The 17449-nt window shown below is 35.6% G+C and carries 16 protein-coding genes; 4 read left to right on the top strand and 12 right to left on the bottom strand.

Translation table 11 applies throughout. The features are described 5' to 3' along the window. Nucleotides 1-5 precede the first annotated feature (5 nt). Nucleotides 6-2546, bottom strand: coding sequence for an alanine--tRNA ligase (gene alaS, locus ACYQ19_RS08480; RefSeq protein ID WP_459978992.1), 2541 nt, complete (start codon nt 2544-2546; stop codon nt 6-8). 49 nt (nt 2547-2595) lie between these two features. On the opposite strand from alaS, the gene ACYQ19_RS08475 reads away from it, so the two are divergent. Together ACYQ19_RS08475 and ACYQ19_RS08470 are read left to right on the top strand one after the other, a co-directional pair. Next, nucleotides 2596-3663 (top strand): aminotransferase class I/II-fold pyridoxal phosphate-dependent enzyme, encoded by a 1068-nt coding sequence (locus ACYQ19_RS08475; protein WP_459978991.1) that lies wholly within the window; start codon nt 2596-2598, stop codon nt 3661-3663. Beyond that, the gene (locus tag ACYQ19_RS08470) at nt 3656-5587 is read left to right on the top strand and encodes a transglycosylase domain-containing protein (protein WP_459978990.1); all 1932 of its coding nucleotides are present in this window, start codon (nt 3656-3658) and stop codon (nt 5585-5587) included. Before ACYQ19_RS08475 ends, ACYQ19_RS08470 begins: the two co-directional genes overlap by 8 nt. Here the strand turns inward: ACYQ19_RS08470 and ACYQ19_RS08465 are convergent. Genes ACYQ19_RS08465 through ACYQ19_RS08430 form a run of 8 tightly spaced genes read right to left on the bottom strand, consistent with a single transcriptional unit; the run spans nt 5584 to nt 12332 of the window. Further along, nucleotides 5584-6477 (bottom strand): 5-oxoprolinase subunit C family protein, encoded by an 894-nt coding sequence (locus ACYQ19_RS08465; RefSeq protein ID WP_459979021.1) that lies wholly within the window; start codon nt 6475-6477, stop codon nt 5584-5586. The two genes, ACYQ19_RS08470 and ACYQ19_RS08465, sit on opposite strands and share 4 nt — an antisense overlap. A 1-nt stretch (nt 6478) precedes the next feature. After that, a complete protein-coding gene (locus tag ACYQ19_RS08460) occupies nt 6479-7135 on the bottom strand; it encodes a 5-oxoprolinase subunit B family protein (RefSeq protein WP_459978989.1) in 657 nt (218 codons plus the stop codon). Next, nucleotides 7132-7851, bottom strand: coding sequence for a 5-oxoprolinase subunit PxpA (locus ACYQ19_RS08455; RefSeq protein WP_459978988.1), 720 nt, complete (start codon nt 7849-7851; stop codon nt 7132-7134). Before ACYQ19_RS08455 ends, ACYQ19_RS08460 begins: the two co-directional genes overlap by 4 nt. Continuing rightward, nucleotides 7848-9182, bottom strand: a complete 1335-nt coding sequence (locus tag ACYQ19_RS08450) for a TRAP transporter large permease (protein ID WP_459978987.1) — start codon at nt 9180-9182, stop codon at nt 7848-7850. The genes ACYQ19_RS08455 and ACYQ19_RS08450 overlap by 4 nt, the downstream gene beginning before the upstream one ends. Then, a complete protein-coding gene (locus ACYQ19_RS08445; protein ID WP_459978986.1) occupies nt 9172-9654 on the bottom strand; it encodes a TRAP transporter small permease subunit in 483 nt (160 codons plus the stop codon). The genes ACYQ19_RS08450 and ACYQ19_RS08445 overlap by 11 nt, the downstream gene beginning before the upstream one ends. After that, a complete protein-coding gene (locus ACYQ19_RS08440; RefSeq protein WP_459978985.1) occupies nt 9651-10607 on the bottom strand; it encodes a TRAP transporter substrate-binding protein in 957 nt (318 codons plus the stop codon). The genes ACYQ19_RS08445 and ACYQ19_RS08440 overlap by 4 nt, the downstream gene beginning before the upstream one ends. A 42-nt stretch (nt 10608-10649) precedes the next feature. Then, complete coding sequence (locus ACYQ19_RS08435) at nt 10650-11498, bottom strand: DMT family transporter (RefSeq protein WP_459978984.1); 849 nt, start codon at nt 11496-11498, stop codon at nt 10650-10652. A gap of 36 nt (nt 11499-11534) precedes the next feature. Continuing rightward, nucleotides 11535-12332 (bottom strand): helix-turn-helix domain-containing protein, encoded by a 798-nt coding sequence (locus ACYQ19_RS08430; protein WP_459978983.1) that lies wholly within the window; start codon nt 12330-12332, stop codon nt 11535-11537. 86 nt (nt 12333-12418) lie between these two features. On the opposite strand from ACYQ19_RS08430, the gene ACYQ19_RS08425 reads away from it, so the two are divergent. Beyond that, on the top strand, nt 12419-13546 hold the full coding sequence (locus ACYQ19_RS08425; RefSeq protein ID WP_459978982.1) for an amino acid permease: 1128 nt from the start codon (nt 12419-12421) through the stop codon (nt 13544-13546). On the opposite strand, the gene gltX is transcribed toward ACYQ19_RS08425, so the two are convergent. Then, nucleotides 13543-14928: a glutamate--tRNA ligase gene (gene gltX, locus ACYQ19_RS08420; RefSeq protein ID WP_459978981.1), complete on the bottom strand. Its 1386-nt coding sequence runs from the start codon at nt 14926-14928 to the stop codon at nt 13543-13545. The genes ACYQ19_RS08425 and gltX overlap by 4 nt on opposite strands. A 117-nt stretch (nt 14929-15045) precedes the next feature. On the opposite strand from gltX, the gene ACYQ19_RS08415 reads away from it, so the two are divergent. After that, a complete protein-coding gene (locus ACYQ19_RS08415; protein ID WP_459978980.1) occupies nt 15046-15498 on the top strand; it encodes a hemerythrin domain-containing protein in 453 nt (150 codons plus the stop codon). Here ACYQ19_RS08415 and ACYQ19_RS08410 read toward each other — a convergent pair. Both ACYQ19_RS08410 and ACYQ19_RS08405 read right to left on the bottom strand, forming a co-directional pair. Then, entirely contained in the window at nt 15489-16628 is a 1140-nt protein-coding gene (locus ACYQ19_RS08410; protein ID WP_459978979.1) for a cation:proton antiporter, read from the bottom strand. The two genes, ACYQ19_RS08415 and ACYQ19_RS08410, sit on opposite strands and share 10 nt — an antisense overlap. Beyond that, the gene (locus tag ACYQ19_RS08405) at nt 16618-17448 is read right to left on the bottom strand and encodes a biotin synthase (RefSeq protein WP_459978978.1); all 831 of its coding nucleotides are present in this window, start codon (nt 17446-17448) and stop codon (nt 16618-16620) included. Before ACYQ19_RS08405 ends, ACYQ19_RS08410 begins: the two co-directional genes overlap by 11 nt. Between the last annotated feature and the right edge of the window lies 1 nt (nt 17449).

Genomic DNA, 17449 nt, shown 5'->3' with positions numbered 1-17449 from the left:
CTTATTTATATATTAAAATCCTCTTTAACTTTTTTTAACATATCATCTATTTTATTTACATCTTTTCCCCCACCCTGTGCGAAATCAGGTTTTCCTCCACCTTTTCCGCCAACTATTGGGGCGTAATTTTTAATAAGATCTCCTGCTTTAACACTATCAATTGTAGATACGGCTACAAGTGTAACTTTACCTTTATTTTCACCCGCTAAAAATGCTACAAGATTATCAACTTTTCCTTTAAGGTCCGTTGCGATTTCTCTAAGATTTGCGTTGTCTATTCTCTCGATTACGTAGTTGATGCCGTCTTTATTTACCGGTTTAATCTCTTTAACCGCCGCTTTTTCAAGCTCTTTGATTTCAGTTTTTAGTTTTTTAATCTCTTCTTTTTGTTTTTCCACAAACGCTTTTAGATCTTTTGCTTTGTTTTCAGCTTTAATTTCCTCAACTAAATCCCTATAATTTTTAGCGTATTTATACGCACCAAATCCTGCAACGGCTTCAATTCTTCTAACCCCGGCACTTACACCGCTTTCTTTAATAATATAAAAGCTGTTAACTTCAGCCGTATTGTTTACATGGGTTCCACCGCAAAGCTCAATACTGAAATCACCAAATTTTACAACCCTTACAACATCTCCGTATTTTTCTCCAAAAAGCGCCATGGCACCCATTTTTTTAGCTTCATCAATGCTCATTTCCTTAACTTCAGCCGGAATAGATTTGGCGATGACTCTGTTTACCATCTCTTCTATCGCATCAAGTTCCTCTTTTGTGAGAGCTTTTGGATGCGTAAAGTCAAATCTCAGTCTGTTTGCCTCAACTAAAGAACCTGCCTGTGTCACATGTTCACCAAGCACTTTTCTAAGTGCCGCGTGAAGAAGATGCGTAGCCGTATGGTTTTTGGCAATTTCGCTTCTGCTCTCATCAACCTTAGCCACCACTTCATCGCCTGTTTTAAGCTCTGCTTCAACTACTTTACTTAAGTTTCTATCGTCAAATTTCTTGGTATCTACAACTTTTGCAACTACCTTATCGCCTTTAACAAGCTCTCCTTTGTCTCCTACCTGTCCACCGCTTTCTGCGTAAAAAGGAGTCTCTTCAAGCATAACCCATCCGCTGCCGCTAAGAGAATCAACCATATTCATATTCTCATCAAAAAGGGCTTTTACTTTGGTTTTATACTCCGTATGCTCATATCCTACGAATTTGTTGTTTTCCACTTTTTCAAGGTCTTTTAGGTTAATTTTAATATCCCCGCTTCCTTTCCAGTTTGCACGGGCTCTGTCTTTTTGTTCCTGCATAAGTGCGTTAAACGTTTTCATATCAACCTGTTTGTTTACTTCTCTTAGCATATCCTGAGTTAAATCAAGCGGGAAGCCGTATGTGTCGTAAAGTTTAAACGCAACCTCGCCGCTGAATGTATCGCCTGTTGTTTTTTTAAGCTCTTCTTCGAAAAGCTGCATTCCTTTGTCAATCGTTTCGAAAAATCTCTCTTCTTCAAGTTTTATAGTATCTTTTACCGATTCTTTCTTTTCAAGAAGATAAGGATACTGCTCTCCCATCTGTTCAGCTAAAGTATCTACGATTTTATACATAAAAGGTTCTCTCATCCCTAAAAGATATCCGTGCCTAACACCTCTTCTTAAAATTCTTCTAAGAACGTATCCTCTACCTTCCCTGCTAAACTGCACACCTTGGGCTGTAAGGAACGTAACAGCCCTGATATGGTCGGCAATTACTCTGTGGCTCGCACCTCTTTTGTCCGTATGGTATTCTTTTCCTGTAATCTCTACAATTTTTTCAAGTAATGGTCTGAAAATTGAGCTGTCGTAGTTGCTCGTTACACCCTCTTTAATAGCCGTAATTCTCTCAAGCCCCATTCCCGTATCGATACTCGGTTTAGGAAGAGGAGTCAGTTTACCGCTCTCATCCCTGTTATACTGCATAAATACAAGGTTCCAAATTTCAAGGAATCTGTCTCCGTCTCCCCCTAAATAATCTTCAGGGGAATTAAACTTATCCGCACCCTGGTCGAAATGTATCTCACTGCATGGTCCGCATGGCCCCGTATCACCCATCTGCCAAAAATTGTCTTTATCTCCCATTTTTACGATTCTATCTTTAGGAACATATTTTTCCCAGATTTTGCCCGCTTCATCATCGCTTTCATGAATCGTAATCCATAACTTCTCTTTTGGCAGTTCAAGCACTTCGGTTACGAACTCCCACGCATAAGCTATAGCTTCTTCTTTAAAATAATCCCCGAAACTGAAGTTTCCGAGCATTTCAAAAAGAGTATGGTGTCTGTTGGTATATCCCACATTTTCAAGGTCGTTGTGTTTTCCGCCAGCTCTCATACAAAGCTGTGACGAACACGCTCTTGGTGGCTCTGGTGCCGGTTTTTCACCTGTGAAAATAGGCTTAAAAGGAACCATCCCGGCATTTGTAAACAAAAGTGTCGGATCATCCGGAACAAGGGGCGCTGAAGGGTAAACCTTGTGCCCTTTGCTTTCAAAAAATTCCAAAAACTTTTTTCTTATATCCATAAAAGGCCTTTTTTGATAAAATTTTAACAAAAAAGGTCTCAAAACAATAATGTATAAGAAAGAATTGGAAGTTTTAAAGAAAAAAAACAGACTTCGAGAAAGAAAAATATATCCTCAAAATATCATAGACCTAGCAAGTAACGACTATTTGGGACTTTCTGAAAACGAAAACATTCGAAAAAAAGCTTTTTCACATGCAATGGAATTTAATTCTCACGGCGCAAAAGCCTCCATGCTCGTAAACGGATACCACACGGCACACAAACTTCTTGAAGAAAAATTAAAAGCCCTAAACGGATTTGAAGAGGCTTTGGTGATTGGCAGCGGTTTTTTGGCGAATATGGCTCTGTTTGAACTCGGAAGAAAAGGGGATCTTTTTTTAGTGGACGAAGAATACCACGCAAGCGGCATAGTCGGAAGCAAACTAACGGGTGCTGAAGTTAGGTTTTTTAAACACAACGACATAAAAGATCTAATAGAAAAATCAAAAGATTATAAATCATACAAGCGTGTATTCACAGCCGTTGAAGGCGTATATTCAATGGCAGGGGACAAAGTTGATAAAAATATAACCGATTACGCCCAGAAAATCGGAACGCTTATAATCGATGAAGCGCACAGCGTGGGTGTTCTTGGTAAGAATCTTATGGGTATTACGGACGAATACAGCTTAAACCCATCAAAAACGATCAAAATGGGAACACTCGGAAAGGCGCTTGGAAGCTATGGGGCATACATTTTAGCCAATGAGGAAATTATTTCATATCTTCTAAACAGGGCCAAAAGCGTAATTTACACCACGGCTCTCAGTCCAGTTGATGCACTATTGGCATATTACGCCCTTGAAGAAATGGAAAAAAATAGAAATTTCTATAAAAATGAAATAAATAAGAGAAAATTAATCTTAAATTCAGATTCATTAATTAAAATTCTGCCCGCCCAAGACAATAAAGCACTCCTTTTAAAGCAAAAGCAATTATTTAACCGCAACATACTAATAGGGGCCATACGGCCTCCTACGGTAAAATCACCCATATTCAGGCTGATTGGACGGGTTAATGTCGAAATTGATATAATTTCTGAAACGATAGATTTTTTAAAGGGACAATTTGTTTAAAAAAATATTTACTTTTTTTCTAATTATAGGGTTTTTGATTACATTAGGAATATTTGGTTATTTTATATATTTATATAATTCTACCCGTTTTGCAAGTGAAAAAATTATATATTACAATCCTCCTTTAAGTGCGAGATTCTACGACAGAAACGGAAAATTAATAGCCGTAAAATATAAAAAAGAAAACAGATTCTACGTAAAATACGATGACATTCCGGGTCGTTTAATCGAAACGCTTATCGCTACGGAAGACACTTCTTTTTTCGAACATGAAGGAATAAATTTTAATGCAATTTTAAGGGCTTTAATAAAAGATATAAAAGCCGGAAAGAAGGTTGAAGGCGCTTCTACGATTACACAACAGCTTGTAAGAAACATATATCTAAACCGCAAAAAAACTATTGAGAGAAAACTCAAAGAGATGATAATTTCTATGAAAGTTGAACATTTTCTCACAAAAGAGGAAATTCTCGAAAGATACTTAAACCAGATATATTTTGGTCACGGATATTATGGCGTTGCAACCGCCGCATACGGATATTTTCACAAAAACCTAAAAGATCTAAATTTAAAAGAAATAGCTATGCTTATAGCGCTTCCTAAAGGTCCTTCACTTTATGACCCTACCAAAAATTATGATTTAAATATCAAAAGGGCCGACAGAATTATAAAAAGGATGTATCTTTTAGGATGGATTTCGCCTTCGGAATACAAACAAGCAATTTTAGAGCGTCCCATAGTCTATAAAAAAATGATTGAAAATCAAGCACCTTATGCAGTCGATACGGCCATTATGAGACTGCTTCCAAAATACAAAGACCTGTTTACCAGAGGTTATAACATATATATGACAATTGATTTGCCAACCCAAAAAATTGCACAAAAAACAATTAAATGGAACAAACAAAGGGTTTTGAAACTAAATCCTGATCTTAATGAGAGCATACTTAATGGAGCAATGATTAACATTAACCAACAAACAGGTGAAGTATTGGCAATTGTTGGTGGTGCGGATTATAAAAAAAGCAAATTCAACCGTGCAGTCCAGTCAAGAAGAAGCGTGGGAAGTGCAATTAAACCATTTATATACCAAATTGCCCTTAATATCGGCTACAACCCTGCAAGTCTTATTCCGGATATTAGCAGAACTTTTAAAATTCCAAGCGATACCCCAGAAGAAGACAAATACTGGAAGCCTAAAAACTACGAAAAAAACACTTTAGGACTTATAACATTAAGAGAAGCTCTGGTGCATTCCAGAAACTTAGCCACCATAAACCTTGTTCTTTCAATGGGACTTGACACCGTTATAAAGGAAATGTATAACTTCGGGTTTGACAAACTTCCAAACAACTTAAGCATCGCCCTTGGAAGTGTGGGTGAGAGTATGTGGAAATTCAGTGAGCTTTATACGATATTCAGCAATTACGGAATAAAAAGTAAAGTTCATATAGTTAAAAAAATAACTATACCAAAAGAAAACATTACTATTACCATTGAGCCAAAACACGAATACATTGAACCCGATTATCAGGCGTATTTAATCGTCAACATACTTCAGGATGTTGTAAAAAAAGGAACTGGTAGAAACGCCAAAGTAAAAGGAATCGAAATAGCCGGTAAAACAGGAACGACAAACGATTTCAGGGATGCATGGTTTTGTGGATTTACGCCAAACAGTGAAACGCTTGTGTGGTTTGGAAACGACGATTCAAGCTCACTTGGAAAAAGAATGTCGGGTGGTAGGGTTTCGGCACCGGCATTTGCATACTTTTATAAACATCTACTTCAAATTCATCCGGAACTTATTAGAAAATTCAAAGTGCCAAAAGGTGTAAAAACATACGAAATAAACGGGCATAAAGAGCTTTTCACAACGCAATCGCCACCGCCTAAAGAAGAAACTTATGTTCCTGTATTTTAATGATACATTTCTATAAAAGAAAACCTTAGTTTTTTAAAAAAAGAATAAAACTCAATCATTTCCTTTTTGGCATCTTCAAGTGAAATTTCTTTAAATTTAATTTTTCCTCTTCTAAACTGAGACAATCTAAAACAATCAAGCGGTAAAACGTTTCCGATTTTAGGATATCCCCCGATTGTCTGATGTTCTTTTAAAAGCACTATAGGATCACCGCTTGAAGGAACCTGAACGCTTCCGAAACTTATACCTTCTGAAATGATGTCACCTTTTTTAGGATTAACCTCACCTTTTAAAACCGCTCCTTGGCGGTTGATTGATTTTAACTGGAACTCTTTATTTAAAAATTCGGCCGTGTCGAAAAGCTCTTTTTGATGTCCAAATATAATTCTAAGTTCTAAATTTTCAGGAATGTTAAAAGAAATTTTTGCATATCTGTTGGGAATAGTTTGCGGATTTTTAAGTTTTAATACATCACCCTCTTTTATAGGCTCTAATATCTTTTCTCTTATGCTCACGCTGCAGCTTCCGTATTTTTTTGGCGCATTAAAGCCGTTTTTTACACACAAATATGCAAAATTCCCTTTTTTTAAAGGTTTTATTTTTACAATGTCGCCTTTTTTCAGTTTAAAGGTTCTGTTTATTTTATATTTTTGAGAATTAATCTCAACTTCCCCGTCAATTGCGCAAACGGCGGCAGAAAAATCCCTCATTACCTCAAACTCAAAATTACCAAACGTAATTTCAACACATGCCTTTTCCTTATCACCTAAAAGAGCATTTGCCAAAAGATATGAAAACTCGTCCATCACCCCGCTGTGAGTAAGCCCTATATCGGTATATCCCGCCCTTCCCATATCCTGAAATGTGCTTAAAAAACCGCTTTTTATCACCTTAATCAATTTCGCCGCCTCTGTTGATAAATTCAGCCCTTGTTATTGGCTCAAATTTAACTTTTTGACCAACTTTAAGAAGTGAAAACCCGTCAATCTTTTCACTGAACATCTCTTTATAAGTTCTTGCTATTATATTCCAGCCTCCCGGACTTTTCATAGGATAAACACCCGTCTGCTCACCGGCTATTCCGATAGAGCCTTTAGCCACTTCACTTCTTGGAGGAATTCTGGGAGTCGGAATATCCACAATCCCCATATACGCAAAGCCCGGCAAAAATCCTATCGCGTAAACGTCGTATATTTTTACAGAATGCCTTTTTATTACCTCTGTAATGCTTATTTTGTGATATTCGGCCACCCTTTTTAAATCATACCCGACACTTTCATCGTAAAATGCAGGGATTACAATCACTTCCGAGGTTTCTTCCAATTCTTCTATGTCTTCAACAAGCATATTTTTTATACCCTCAAGTGCATCATCATATGTTCTGTCTATTCCGTATTTGACCAAAATAGTAGTATATGAGGGGGTAACTTCTAAAAAGTGAGGTTTTAATATTTCATAATTTTTCATAACGAGTCTGTGGATTTCAGGTGAGATCACATTACCAAATTCAATTATTAAACTATCAACCCCCGCTACTTTAAACTTCATAAGATTTCTCTTATGGCTTTGATTATCTCAAGAGCCTTTTCATTATCCCCATGCACACAGATAGTATCTACCTTTAGATTCAAAACCTTTTTGTTTTCGCTTAAAATATACCCCTCTTTAAACATCAAAACCCTCTCAAGAATTTCATTTTTATTACTAATTACGGCATTTTGTCTGCTTCTTGGCACCAAAAACCCGTCATCCGTATAGTTTCTGTCTGCAAACACTTCATATATCAGTTTAACCCCGAACTCATCAGCAATATTTTCATATTCTTCGTTTTTAGAACTGCTAAGAATCATAACTGGAAGATTTAGCACACTTGCCGCGTTCAATACAGCCCTAAACACTTCCGCATCCCCCATCATATCGTTATAAAGAGCACCATGGGGCTTTATGTATTTAATATCCGTTTCGTGTTTTTTGCAAAATGCATCAAGAGCACCCACTTGATAAATAATGTAATCTTCAATCTCTAAGCCACTGCATTTCATACTTCTTCTTCCAAATCCCAAAAGATCAGGATATCCCGGGTGTGCCCCTATTTCCACATTATCGTTTTTGGCCAAAAGAACGGTTTTATCCATTATAATAGGATCTCCCGCATGAAACCCGCATGCAATATTTGCCATGTCAATAAGCGGCATAATTTTTTCATCCATTCCAAGTCTGTAATTTCCGAAACTTTCACCCAAATCAGCGTTTAATTTAATCATTTTATCATTGTCCTTGGCAGATATAGTGCAATTTCAGGAAACAATGTAATAATTACCACTATTAAAATCATTATAACAAAAAAAGGAAACGTTGCTTTAAGAATATAATCGATTTTTTCACCCGAAATCCCTTGTATTACAAAAAGCGAAAACCCAACAGGCGGCGTTATTTGAGAAAGTTCCACCATAAGAACCAGAAATATCCCAAACCATAAAGGATCAAACCCCGCATGTATTACAATCGGAAGCACAATCGGAAGAGTCATAACCACAATGGAAATTCCATCCAGTATCATCCCCAAAATTATATACATAATGCCAATTACCAAAATAAGCATATAAGGACTTAAATGCATTGAAGCTATCCACTCACTTACAGCCCTTGCAATCCCCAAAAACTCAACTACCTGCGAAAGAAATCCAGCACCCGCGATTATAAAACTTATCATAACGGTCGTTTTTATAGAATTCAGCATTGAAACCTTAAAGACTTCCCATGTCAATGTTTTAAAATAGATAGATAGGACAATACTGCCAAGCACCCCCAAAGCCGCAGCTTCTGTAGGAGTGGCAAAACCTGCGTATATGCTTCCAAGCACCAAAGCCACAAGTAAAAATACCGGGATTAATTCCTTAACGGCTCTAATTCTTTCACCCCAGCTATACTCTTTTTCTGTTTTGGGAGTAACGTTTTTTCTGACTTTTGATATTATAATTATATACATAGAATACGCACCTGCCAAAAGAAGTCCCGGTAAAATTCCACCAATAAAAAGTTTACCAATAGATACGTCCGCCAAAACACCATAAATAATCATAATAAGACTTGGCGGTATCAAAAACCCAAGAGTCCCGCTTCCGGCAAGCGAACCGATAGCCAGTTTTTTATCGTAACCTCTTTTTTTAAGCTCTTCCAATGTAATTTTTCCAACAGTTGCCGTTGTAGCTGCAGATGAGCCGGAAACTGCGGCAAATAATGACGATGCCGCCACGTTTATATGAAGAAGTTTTCCCGGGATTTTATTAAACCATGGAATCAGTCCGTTAAAAAGCTTGGTGGAAATATCACTTCTAAACAAAAGCTCACCCATAAAAATAAACATCGGAAGGGCCGCCAAAGACCAGGAATTTAGAGTGTCATACATCGAACTTGCAAGAAGAGAGCCTATTTTATCCCAAATGCTGATAATAGGTGGCAGATTAACTTTGAAAATCAGCATTCCCACTATTCCGGTTACAATAAGAGAAATCGCAATCCATACCCCCATAAGTAAAAAGAAAAACATTACAACAACTAAAACAGCGGTTAATAAAAGAGGATCACTTATCATTTACAACCTTTATTAAAAATCCCACAATAGCAAGTAAAAATATAAAAAGCCCAACCACCATCGGAATTTGAGTAAGATATAAAGGCGTTTCGCTAACCCCTTCGCTTACCATTTCATAGCTATAAGATTCCCAGCATAAAATAATAGAACGATAAAATATAAATCCTACTACCGCCAATGCGATAATTCCTGCAAACAAATCCATAATTTTTCTTATATTTTTAGGCATTTTGGAATAAATAATGGTTATTCTTATATGGCCGTTTTCTTTAAATGTAAACCCTAACCCCAAAAATACATAAGCCAGATAGAAATAACCACTATATTCATCAGCAATCATCGTAGAATGATTAAAAATTGCCCGAGAAAAAATTTCAATTAATATAAGGGTTGTTAATAAAATAAAAGCAATGGAAGAAAAAAAAGCCCCAAAGTTTGAGAGCTTTTCAAAAATTTTTACTAATTTTTTCATTGTCTGTATTTTTTAAATATCTCTTTAACATCTTTTGGCGCATCTTTTAGATAATCTTTAAGCATTTTATCAGCTATTTGGTCAAGTTCTTTTTTTAGTGTTGGCGTTGCTTCCTCTACGACCATTCCATGTGCTTGAAGAGTTCGCAAAGCTTTTGTATCTTCTTCTTTAGATACTTTCCACTGCATCGCTTCTGTTTCTTTTGCGGCTTTAAGTATTGCTTTTTGCTGAGCCGGTGTTAGACTTTTCCAATAATCAAGATTAATAGTAACTCCCTGAAGTGGATATGCATAATTTATTTTTGTAAAGTGACTCAAAACTTCCCAAAATTTCCCGTCTTTTCCTGATACAGAAGAAGTAACCACGGCATTTACAAGCCCAGTTCTCAGAGCAGAATAAACCTCAGCCCATGGAAGCGCCACGGCACTACCGCCTGCAAGTTGAATAAATCTGGCTGAATTTTTATCATACGTTCTGGCTTTAATGCCTTTAAAGTCTTTAAGGCTTTTAACTTCCCATTTGGTATAAAGACCGCTTGGCGGCCAGCTTACGGCATACAGAAGTTTTTGATTCCATTTTCTGCACACTTTTTCATAAGCGGGTTTTGAAAGTTCATATAATCTGTAAGCATCGTCATAAGATTTTGCGATAAACGGAAGAGCTGAAATACCAAACACTTTCCCGCCACCTGAAGTAAATGGTAAAAACATATCGCTAATAGGCACAACGGCATTTTTCACCGCTTTTAAAGGATTGCCTTTAACAAGAGAATTACCTGCATGAACCTTGATTCTAATAGTTCCATTTGAATATTTTTCAACAAGTTTGGCAAAAGTTTCGGCACCTTTTGTATGGAAATTGTTAGGTCCGTAAACGCAATTCATATCCAAAGTCATTGTTGAAGCAAACAAAGCCCCCGCCGTTACCAGCATTGCTGAAATTTTTTTTAGCATCTCTTTCTCCTTTTGTGAATTTAAGATTAATTATAGCACATTTTATTTTTTGATTTCTTTCAATGTGCTTAACATTCCGGCAAGTGAAATTAAAACTGCCCCAATCAACTGATTTAAATCAGGAACCTGCCCCAAAAACAGATATGCTAAAATCATAGCAAACACAATATCCAGATACTGCAAAATAGAAGCAAGTGAAACTTTTATGTAATTTAATGCGTCATACCATAAAAATAAAGCAAGTGCCGTATGAACCACCCCTGTAATAAAAGCGATAATTATACTTTGTAAACTTAACTGCCAATCATTAAAAAATAAAAAAGGAGCGGTTATAAAAATAGAAATCAGAATCTGCCATGCAGTTACGGCAGCAGCTCTATGATGCATTGTGGCTATTTTCGAAAAAAAACCCAACGCTCCGTAACTAACAGCTGCTAAAAACGCCAGCAGGGCACCTTTGCTTAAACTTATCCCGCCATTACTTATAATCACTCCTAAAAAAGCAAAAACAGAAGAGATTATTATGAATTTATTAAGTTTCTCTTTTAAAAACATTCCGGCAAGAAGTAAAGAAATAATAGGTCCCACATAATAAATAGTAACCGCAGTTGCCACATCCGTATAATTAAATGCCAAAAAGAAAAACACCCAGTTCACTCCAAGTGCGATACCGCTAATTAATAAAGGCCAAAAAGGACGCAGTTTTAAAAACTCCTTAATTCCGGTGCGTTTCACGGCAAAATAAAGTATAAAAGGAAATGCGAAAAGAACTCTAAAAAATACAAACACCCCACTCGGAAGGGCAGAATATATCGACATTAAAGGGGTGCTACCCCAAATAAAAGTAGCCCCTATCATTTCAAGAAGACCTTTTTTTTCTTTATTTTTCATTTATAATATTCCTTTTCATTTTCCATTGAAACATTCTCAATTTTCCATTAATTCTCTCGCCATTTCCACCTCACCTATAAGCGCCAAATAACACGCATAAACATTCTCTTCGCTGAAATTTTTTAGAATTTCCCTTTTTTCATACTCACGGATACTTAAAGGTTCATCAAATTTAACGTTTATATCGCCGTATATAAAAATCCCGTGTTCGTTTTTTACTACGTTTTGGGCGTCGAATTTATCATGCTTTGCAATCACCCTGATAATTTCTACACCACTTTGAATATAAAAATTCAGCCTCTCATAAACCTCCCTATCAAACACATCTACAAAAACATCTTCTTTAAAATACTTAAATTTAAGATAATAAATCGTAACGATAAGTATTGAAGGGGTAAGAGCCGAATAAATATGCGTTTTATCCGCTTCAAATTCCAATATCTCACCTGCATGAAGAGGGTGAATATTATCAACGCTTCCGACTTTCACATCGCCCTTTAAAACATAGACTCTCTCAACCGCCCCGGCAAAATGCGGTTTTGCTATATATTCGGCCCCGCTTCTTAGGTTCATTTTGTAACTTTCAAATTCATCCGTTTTTTCTATTAAAACAACGCTGACACCTTCACCCTTTACTTCACCTTCACCCACAAGTTCTCCAAACGGAACCCCTAAAACCTCGGCAATCGCCCAGATAGTATTGATGGTGGGATTGGTTTTGTTTTCCTCTATTTTAAAAAGTGTGGACTTTGCAACCCCCGCACGGCTTGCAAGCTCACTTAAATTAAGCCCTTTGTTCTCTCTAAAGAATTTTATTTTCTCTCCTAATGTCATTTCAAACCTTTTGTTTCTTTTAAGAAATTATATCACAATATTTGTTTCTTTATGGAAAATTGATATAATTTTAAAAAAGGTTCTTTGTGAATTTAATCCAAGGTATAGCCACTATCGTAATTACGCTTCTTGGAAGCGGCGTGTTTATTGTTCCGGCTCTGAGTGCGACATACAGCGGATGGGCCGCACTTGTTTTATGGTTTGTATTAGCCCTTATGATACTGCCTGTTGCGTTTGTATTCGGAAAACTCGGGATTATGTACCCGAGTGCCGGAGGGAGTGCTACGTTTGTAAAAGAAGCTTTCGGTGAAAAAATGGGATTTGCCACAAAACTTCTATACCTTTCAATCATCCCAATAGGCCCGCCGGTTGTAATTATCACAGCCGCTTCATACCTCGCGGGTGCGTTTGGGAGCGAATATCTGATTGAATTTATACTTTTGGCGAGCGGAATTATTTTGATTTTAAACCTGATGAGTCTCACAATCTCATCCAACATAAACATCGCCGTAGCAATTACAATAATTACGATAATTTCAACGTTTTTTACTATATCTTTTTTTCAAAATTACTACATTACCTCCCACAAAATTCACATAATCAAAACTCTCGGAATAATATTTTGGTGCTTTGTGGGAATTGAAGCCATGAGCCATATTTCACACGAATTTAAAAACGAAAACGACTTTTTCAAAGCCGTCGTAATCGGAATAATAATAGTAGCATTTATGTATATGGCCGTTACTTTTTCGTTGCTTGTATTTAACGCTTATGGAAGTGAAGACAAAAACCTCCACTCGCTTGTAAGTGTAGCGTCACACATAATGCCTTACGCCGATAAAGTTATGGCGGTGGTGGCGTTTATTATATGTATAATGGCTTTAAATTTATACGTAGCATCTCTAACGCGTCTTTCAACGACCTTGAATATCGGATTTAAAAAGGCTCTTTTCGTAATCATGGGAATTATTTTAGCAATTAGTGTTTTAAAATTTATGTTTAGATTTAAGATTGATTTTTTAATAACATATTCAAACGGGGTATTTGTTTTGATCTATTTCTTAGTATCCCTTTCGGCATTTAAAATATTAAAAAGCAAAACCACACTTGCCGCGGTAGTCTCAATGGGTGTGATTATTGCAATTTTGGGGTTTGATATGGTGTATGCGTTAATTATGCTCGCAATTTTTTATTTATTAAAAAAAGAGGTTTAGAAAACCTCGTATTTTGCAAGAAGAGAAGAAATTCTTTTTTTAACTTCGTCTTTGCCAAGAACACTTAAAAGTGCAGAAAGATCTATACCTTTTGTATCTCCTACCATTGCTATACGAAGCGGCGGCATAAGGAATTTTGGTTTAATATCTTTAAGTTGTAAAAACTCATCCATTACATCATGCCACTCTGGTGGAAGTTTAGGATTTTTATCATTTAAATAAACTAAAAATTCCCTAAGATTTGCAATCACCTCATCTTTTAAGAATTTTTTTACGGCTTTTTCGTTATATTCACTAGGTGGCGTTAAGATTTTATTTATTTCAGCCGCCATTTCCTTAAGGGTTTTAACTCTTTCTTTAAGTTCATCTATTAAAATCTCTTTTCTGTCGTGATCAATTATATCCACACCAAAATCATCTCTTAAAAGTTTTTCTATTCTCTCATTAGGTGAGTTTTTAATATAGTGCTGATTCAGCCAGTCAAGTTTTTCTTTATTGTATCTGCTTGGTGCTTTGTTGATGTATTTTGGATCAAATAGTCTAATCATTTCTTCAATACTGAAAATTTCCTGATCGCCGTGACTCCATCCAAGTCTTACAAGAAAATTTAGCAGCGCTTCTGGAAGATAACCTTCTTTTTTGTATTCCATAACGTCAACGGCTCCGTCCCTTTTGCTCATTTTAGAGCCTTTTTCGTTGTGAATCATAGGAACGTGGTAAAATTTCGGCACATCCCATCCAAACGCTTTATACACAAGCACCTGTTTAAAGGTATTAGTAAAATGATCGTCCCCTCTTATAATATCAGTCATTCCCATTTCGTGATCGTCTATTACCACAACGAAATTATAAGTAGGAGTCCCGTCGCTTCTTGCGATTACGAAATCATCAACCTGGCTTGCGTCAATTTCCGCTTTTCCTTTAACCCCGTCTTCGAATCCAACTTTTCCTTCAAGCGGTGCTTTAAATCTAATAACATAAGGCTTATCAAGCTCACCTTCAAAATTTCTATATTTTCTGATATCTATAGGGGGTTCTTCGCCCTTCATTCTTGCTTCTCTTATGCTTTCAAGCTCTTCTTTTGTAAGATAGCATTTATAAGCCATGCCTTTTTCTAAAAGTTCGTTTATATATTTTTTATAAATATCAAATCTCTCGCTTTGAAAAACCACCTCTTCATCCCAGTGAAGACCTGTCCAGTTAAATGCTTTTAATATCGCATCAACAGCTTCTTGTTTGTTTCTGCTTAAATCCGTATCTTCGATTCTTAATCTAAATTTACCTTCGTTTTTTTTAGCCCAAAGCCAGTTAAAAAGAGCGGTTCTTAATCCACCTATATGAAGATATCCTGTAGGACTTGGTGCAAATCTGGTAACTACCATTAATATCCTTTTTGGTGAAATTATATCAAATCACATATCTTATTTTTTTATTGATCAAAATCAATCAATTTTAATTTGATATTCGTTAAAATATGAAAAGTCCGGAAAGGATTAATAATGGGAATGTTTAAAAACATACTGCTTAAACTTAAAAAAATTTATACTTTTGAAGATAAACTTATTACAGAACTTAAGCATGATCATCAAAATCTGTTTTCGCTTTATCATAAAATTGAAAAAAATTTATATAAAGAACAATTTGACAAAATACCAGAAATTCTTAAAAAGTTTCATTATGAATATAGACTACATATCATATACGAAGACAATTATTTTTACACATATATGAAAAGTAAATATAAAAATAACGAAAAAATCTTAGAATTTATTAATAATAAACAAGAAGAAATGAAATCAATTTCAAAAGCAATTGCAGATTTTATCAATCGATTTGATTCGGTAAATAAAATTAAAACAGATCAGTTTAAAATAGAATTACAAAAACTCGGAAAAGCATTAAAATCAAGAGTAGAATTTGAAGAAAAAGAGCTTTATACCCTTTATACCTGAACTTTTCTTTCTATTATTTTTACACTTATCATTACCACAATAACCTCAAGCACGGCCGTGAAAACCAATACATTAAACCAATAATCGCTGATGGTTCCATTCTGATGTGCAAGAGTCGCCGTTGCAATCAATAAAGTAAGCGGCATCGAAAGAGAAAGTGCAAAAAGAATCGTTTTTCTTAATCCCAAAGTAAAATAAAAAACGGCCGATGCTAAAATCCTAATTGCAATCATTACTGCGACAATCATCAATGAATCTCGTATCATATTAAATGATATCAGCGATAAATTCAAGGAACTTCCAACATGAACGAAAAATATGGTAATTAAAAATCCAAAACCAAAAGGAGCAAGTTTATGTTCCAAATCTTTGTTATGTTCAAAAAATGTCGCAATAAACACCCCTACCACAAACGCACCAAGAACTACATCAAGATGTATTTTCATTAAAAACGCTATCATAATAAAAAAGAAACTAATAGCAATCCTTACATCCTGATGATATTTATCGACACCCGGCATAAGATAATGTTTAAGTTTTGGAAACCACCAAAACAGAGCCCTCATCATAAAAAACACAATTGCTAAAAATCCTAAAAATAAAAATAATATTCCTATGTTTATTAATAGTTCTTTACCAAATCCAAATTCAAAATACCCACTTACAATCGTTAAAATCAAAATTGATATAAGTTCACCCAAAACACCTATTTTAATGGCTAAATCAAGCCACTCTTTTTTACCAATTTCCTGCTGAATTGAAATCATAAGACCAATGGATATAAGAGGCATAATAACCAAAAAAACTTTTGAAAAACCAAATACGAAAACAAAAAGCATACTAACCAGATTTAAAATTATTAAAAACAAAATTCCTTTTTTAAAAAGAGATTTTTCCATTTTAAAAAGATCTTTTAAATTAACTTCCATTCCGGCCAAAAGCATCAAATACAAAAACCCAACCTCAGCCAGTAAATTAAACATTTCATTATGATGTATAAAACCAACCGCACTGAATATTGCCCCAAGTGTAATTTCAACCATGGATATTGGTAGTTTTAGCGTATTACTCAAAAACGGCGATATTAAAAGTATTATTGATAAAGATATAATAAGTAATTCAGCACTCATCGGCTATTTCAAACCCTTCTTTAATTAATTTTTCTAAATCCCTGTCCGGTCTTTCACCTTTTGTCGTTAAATAGTCGCCTATTACAATTGAATTGGCACCGGCTTTTAAAGCCTCCGTCCATTCATTGCCAAACACTATTTCCCTTCCGCCAGCCAACATTATTATAGCTTCTTTAAATTCATTTGCAAATCTTTTTACTATTGTAAAAGCAAATTCTTTGTTATGGGTGGCTTTTAAAGGCAGTTTTTCATTTTCGATAAAAAAATTCAGCGGAATTCCATTGGGTTTTAGCTGTTTTAAGGAATTTATAAAACTTTCAATATCTTTTTCGCTTTCACCCATTCCGAATATTCCCCCACAACAGAGTTGAAGTCCAACCGATTTAATATTTTCACATGTCTGAAATCTCTCATCCCAAGTATGGGTAGAACAGATTGTGGGATAATATTCACGGCTTGTTTCAAGGTTGTGGTTATATATTTTAACACCGGCTTTTTTAAGTTCTTTTAACGACTCTTTATCAGCCGTTCCGTTACAGGCTATAATAGATATATCGACTTCTTTAAGGACTGCTTTTGCCGCAGAGCAGACATACTCGAGCGTTTTACCATCAAGTCCCTTGCCGCTTGTTACAAGACAAAATCCCGCTGCCATGTTTTTTTTGGCAAGTTTAGCTTCGTTTACAATGGTTTTTAGATCTTTTTGTCTGTATCTGTTTATATCCGCACCCCATTTAACGCTTTGCGTGCAAAATCTGCAGTCTTCATTGCACGCACCGCTTCGTATATTACTTATGGCACAGAGATATATTTTTTTCATT

Source organism: Nautilia lithotrophica (assembly GCF_054656815.1).
This window is presented reverse-complemented; position numbering and strand designations above follow the sequence as displayed.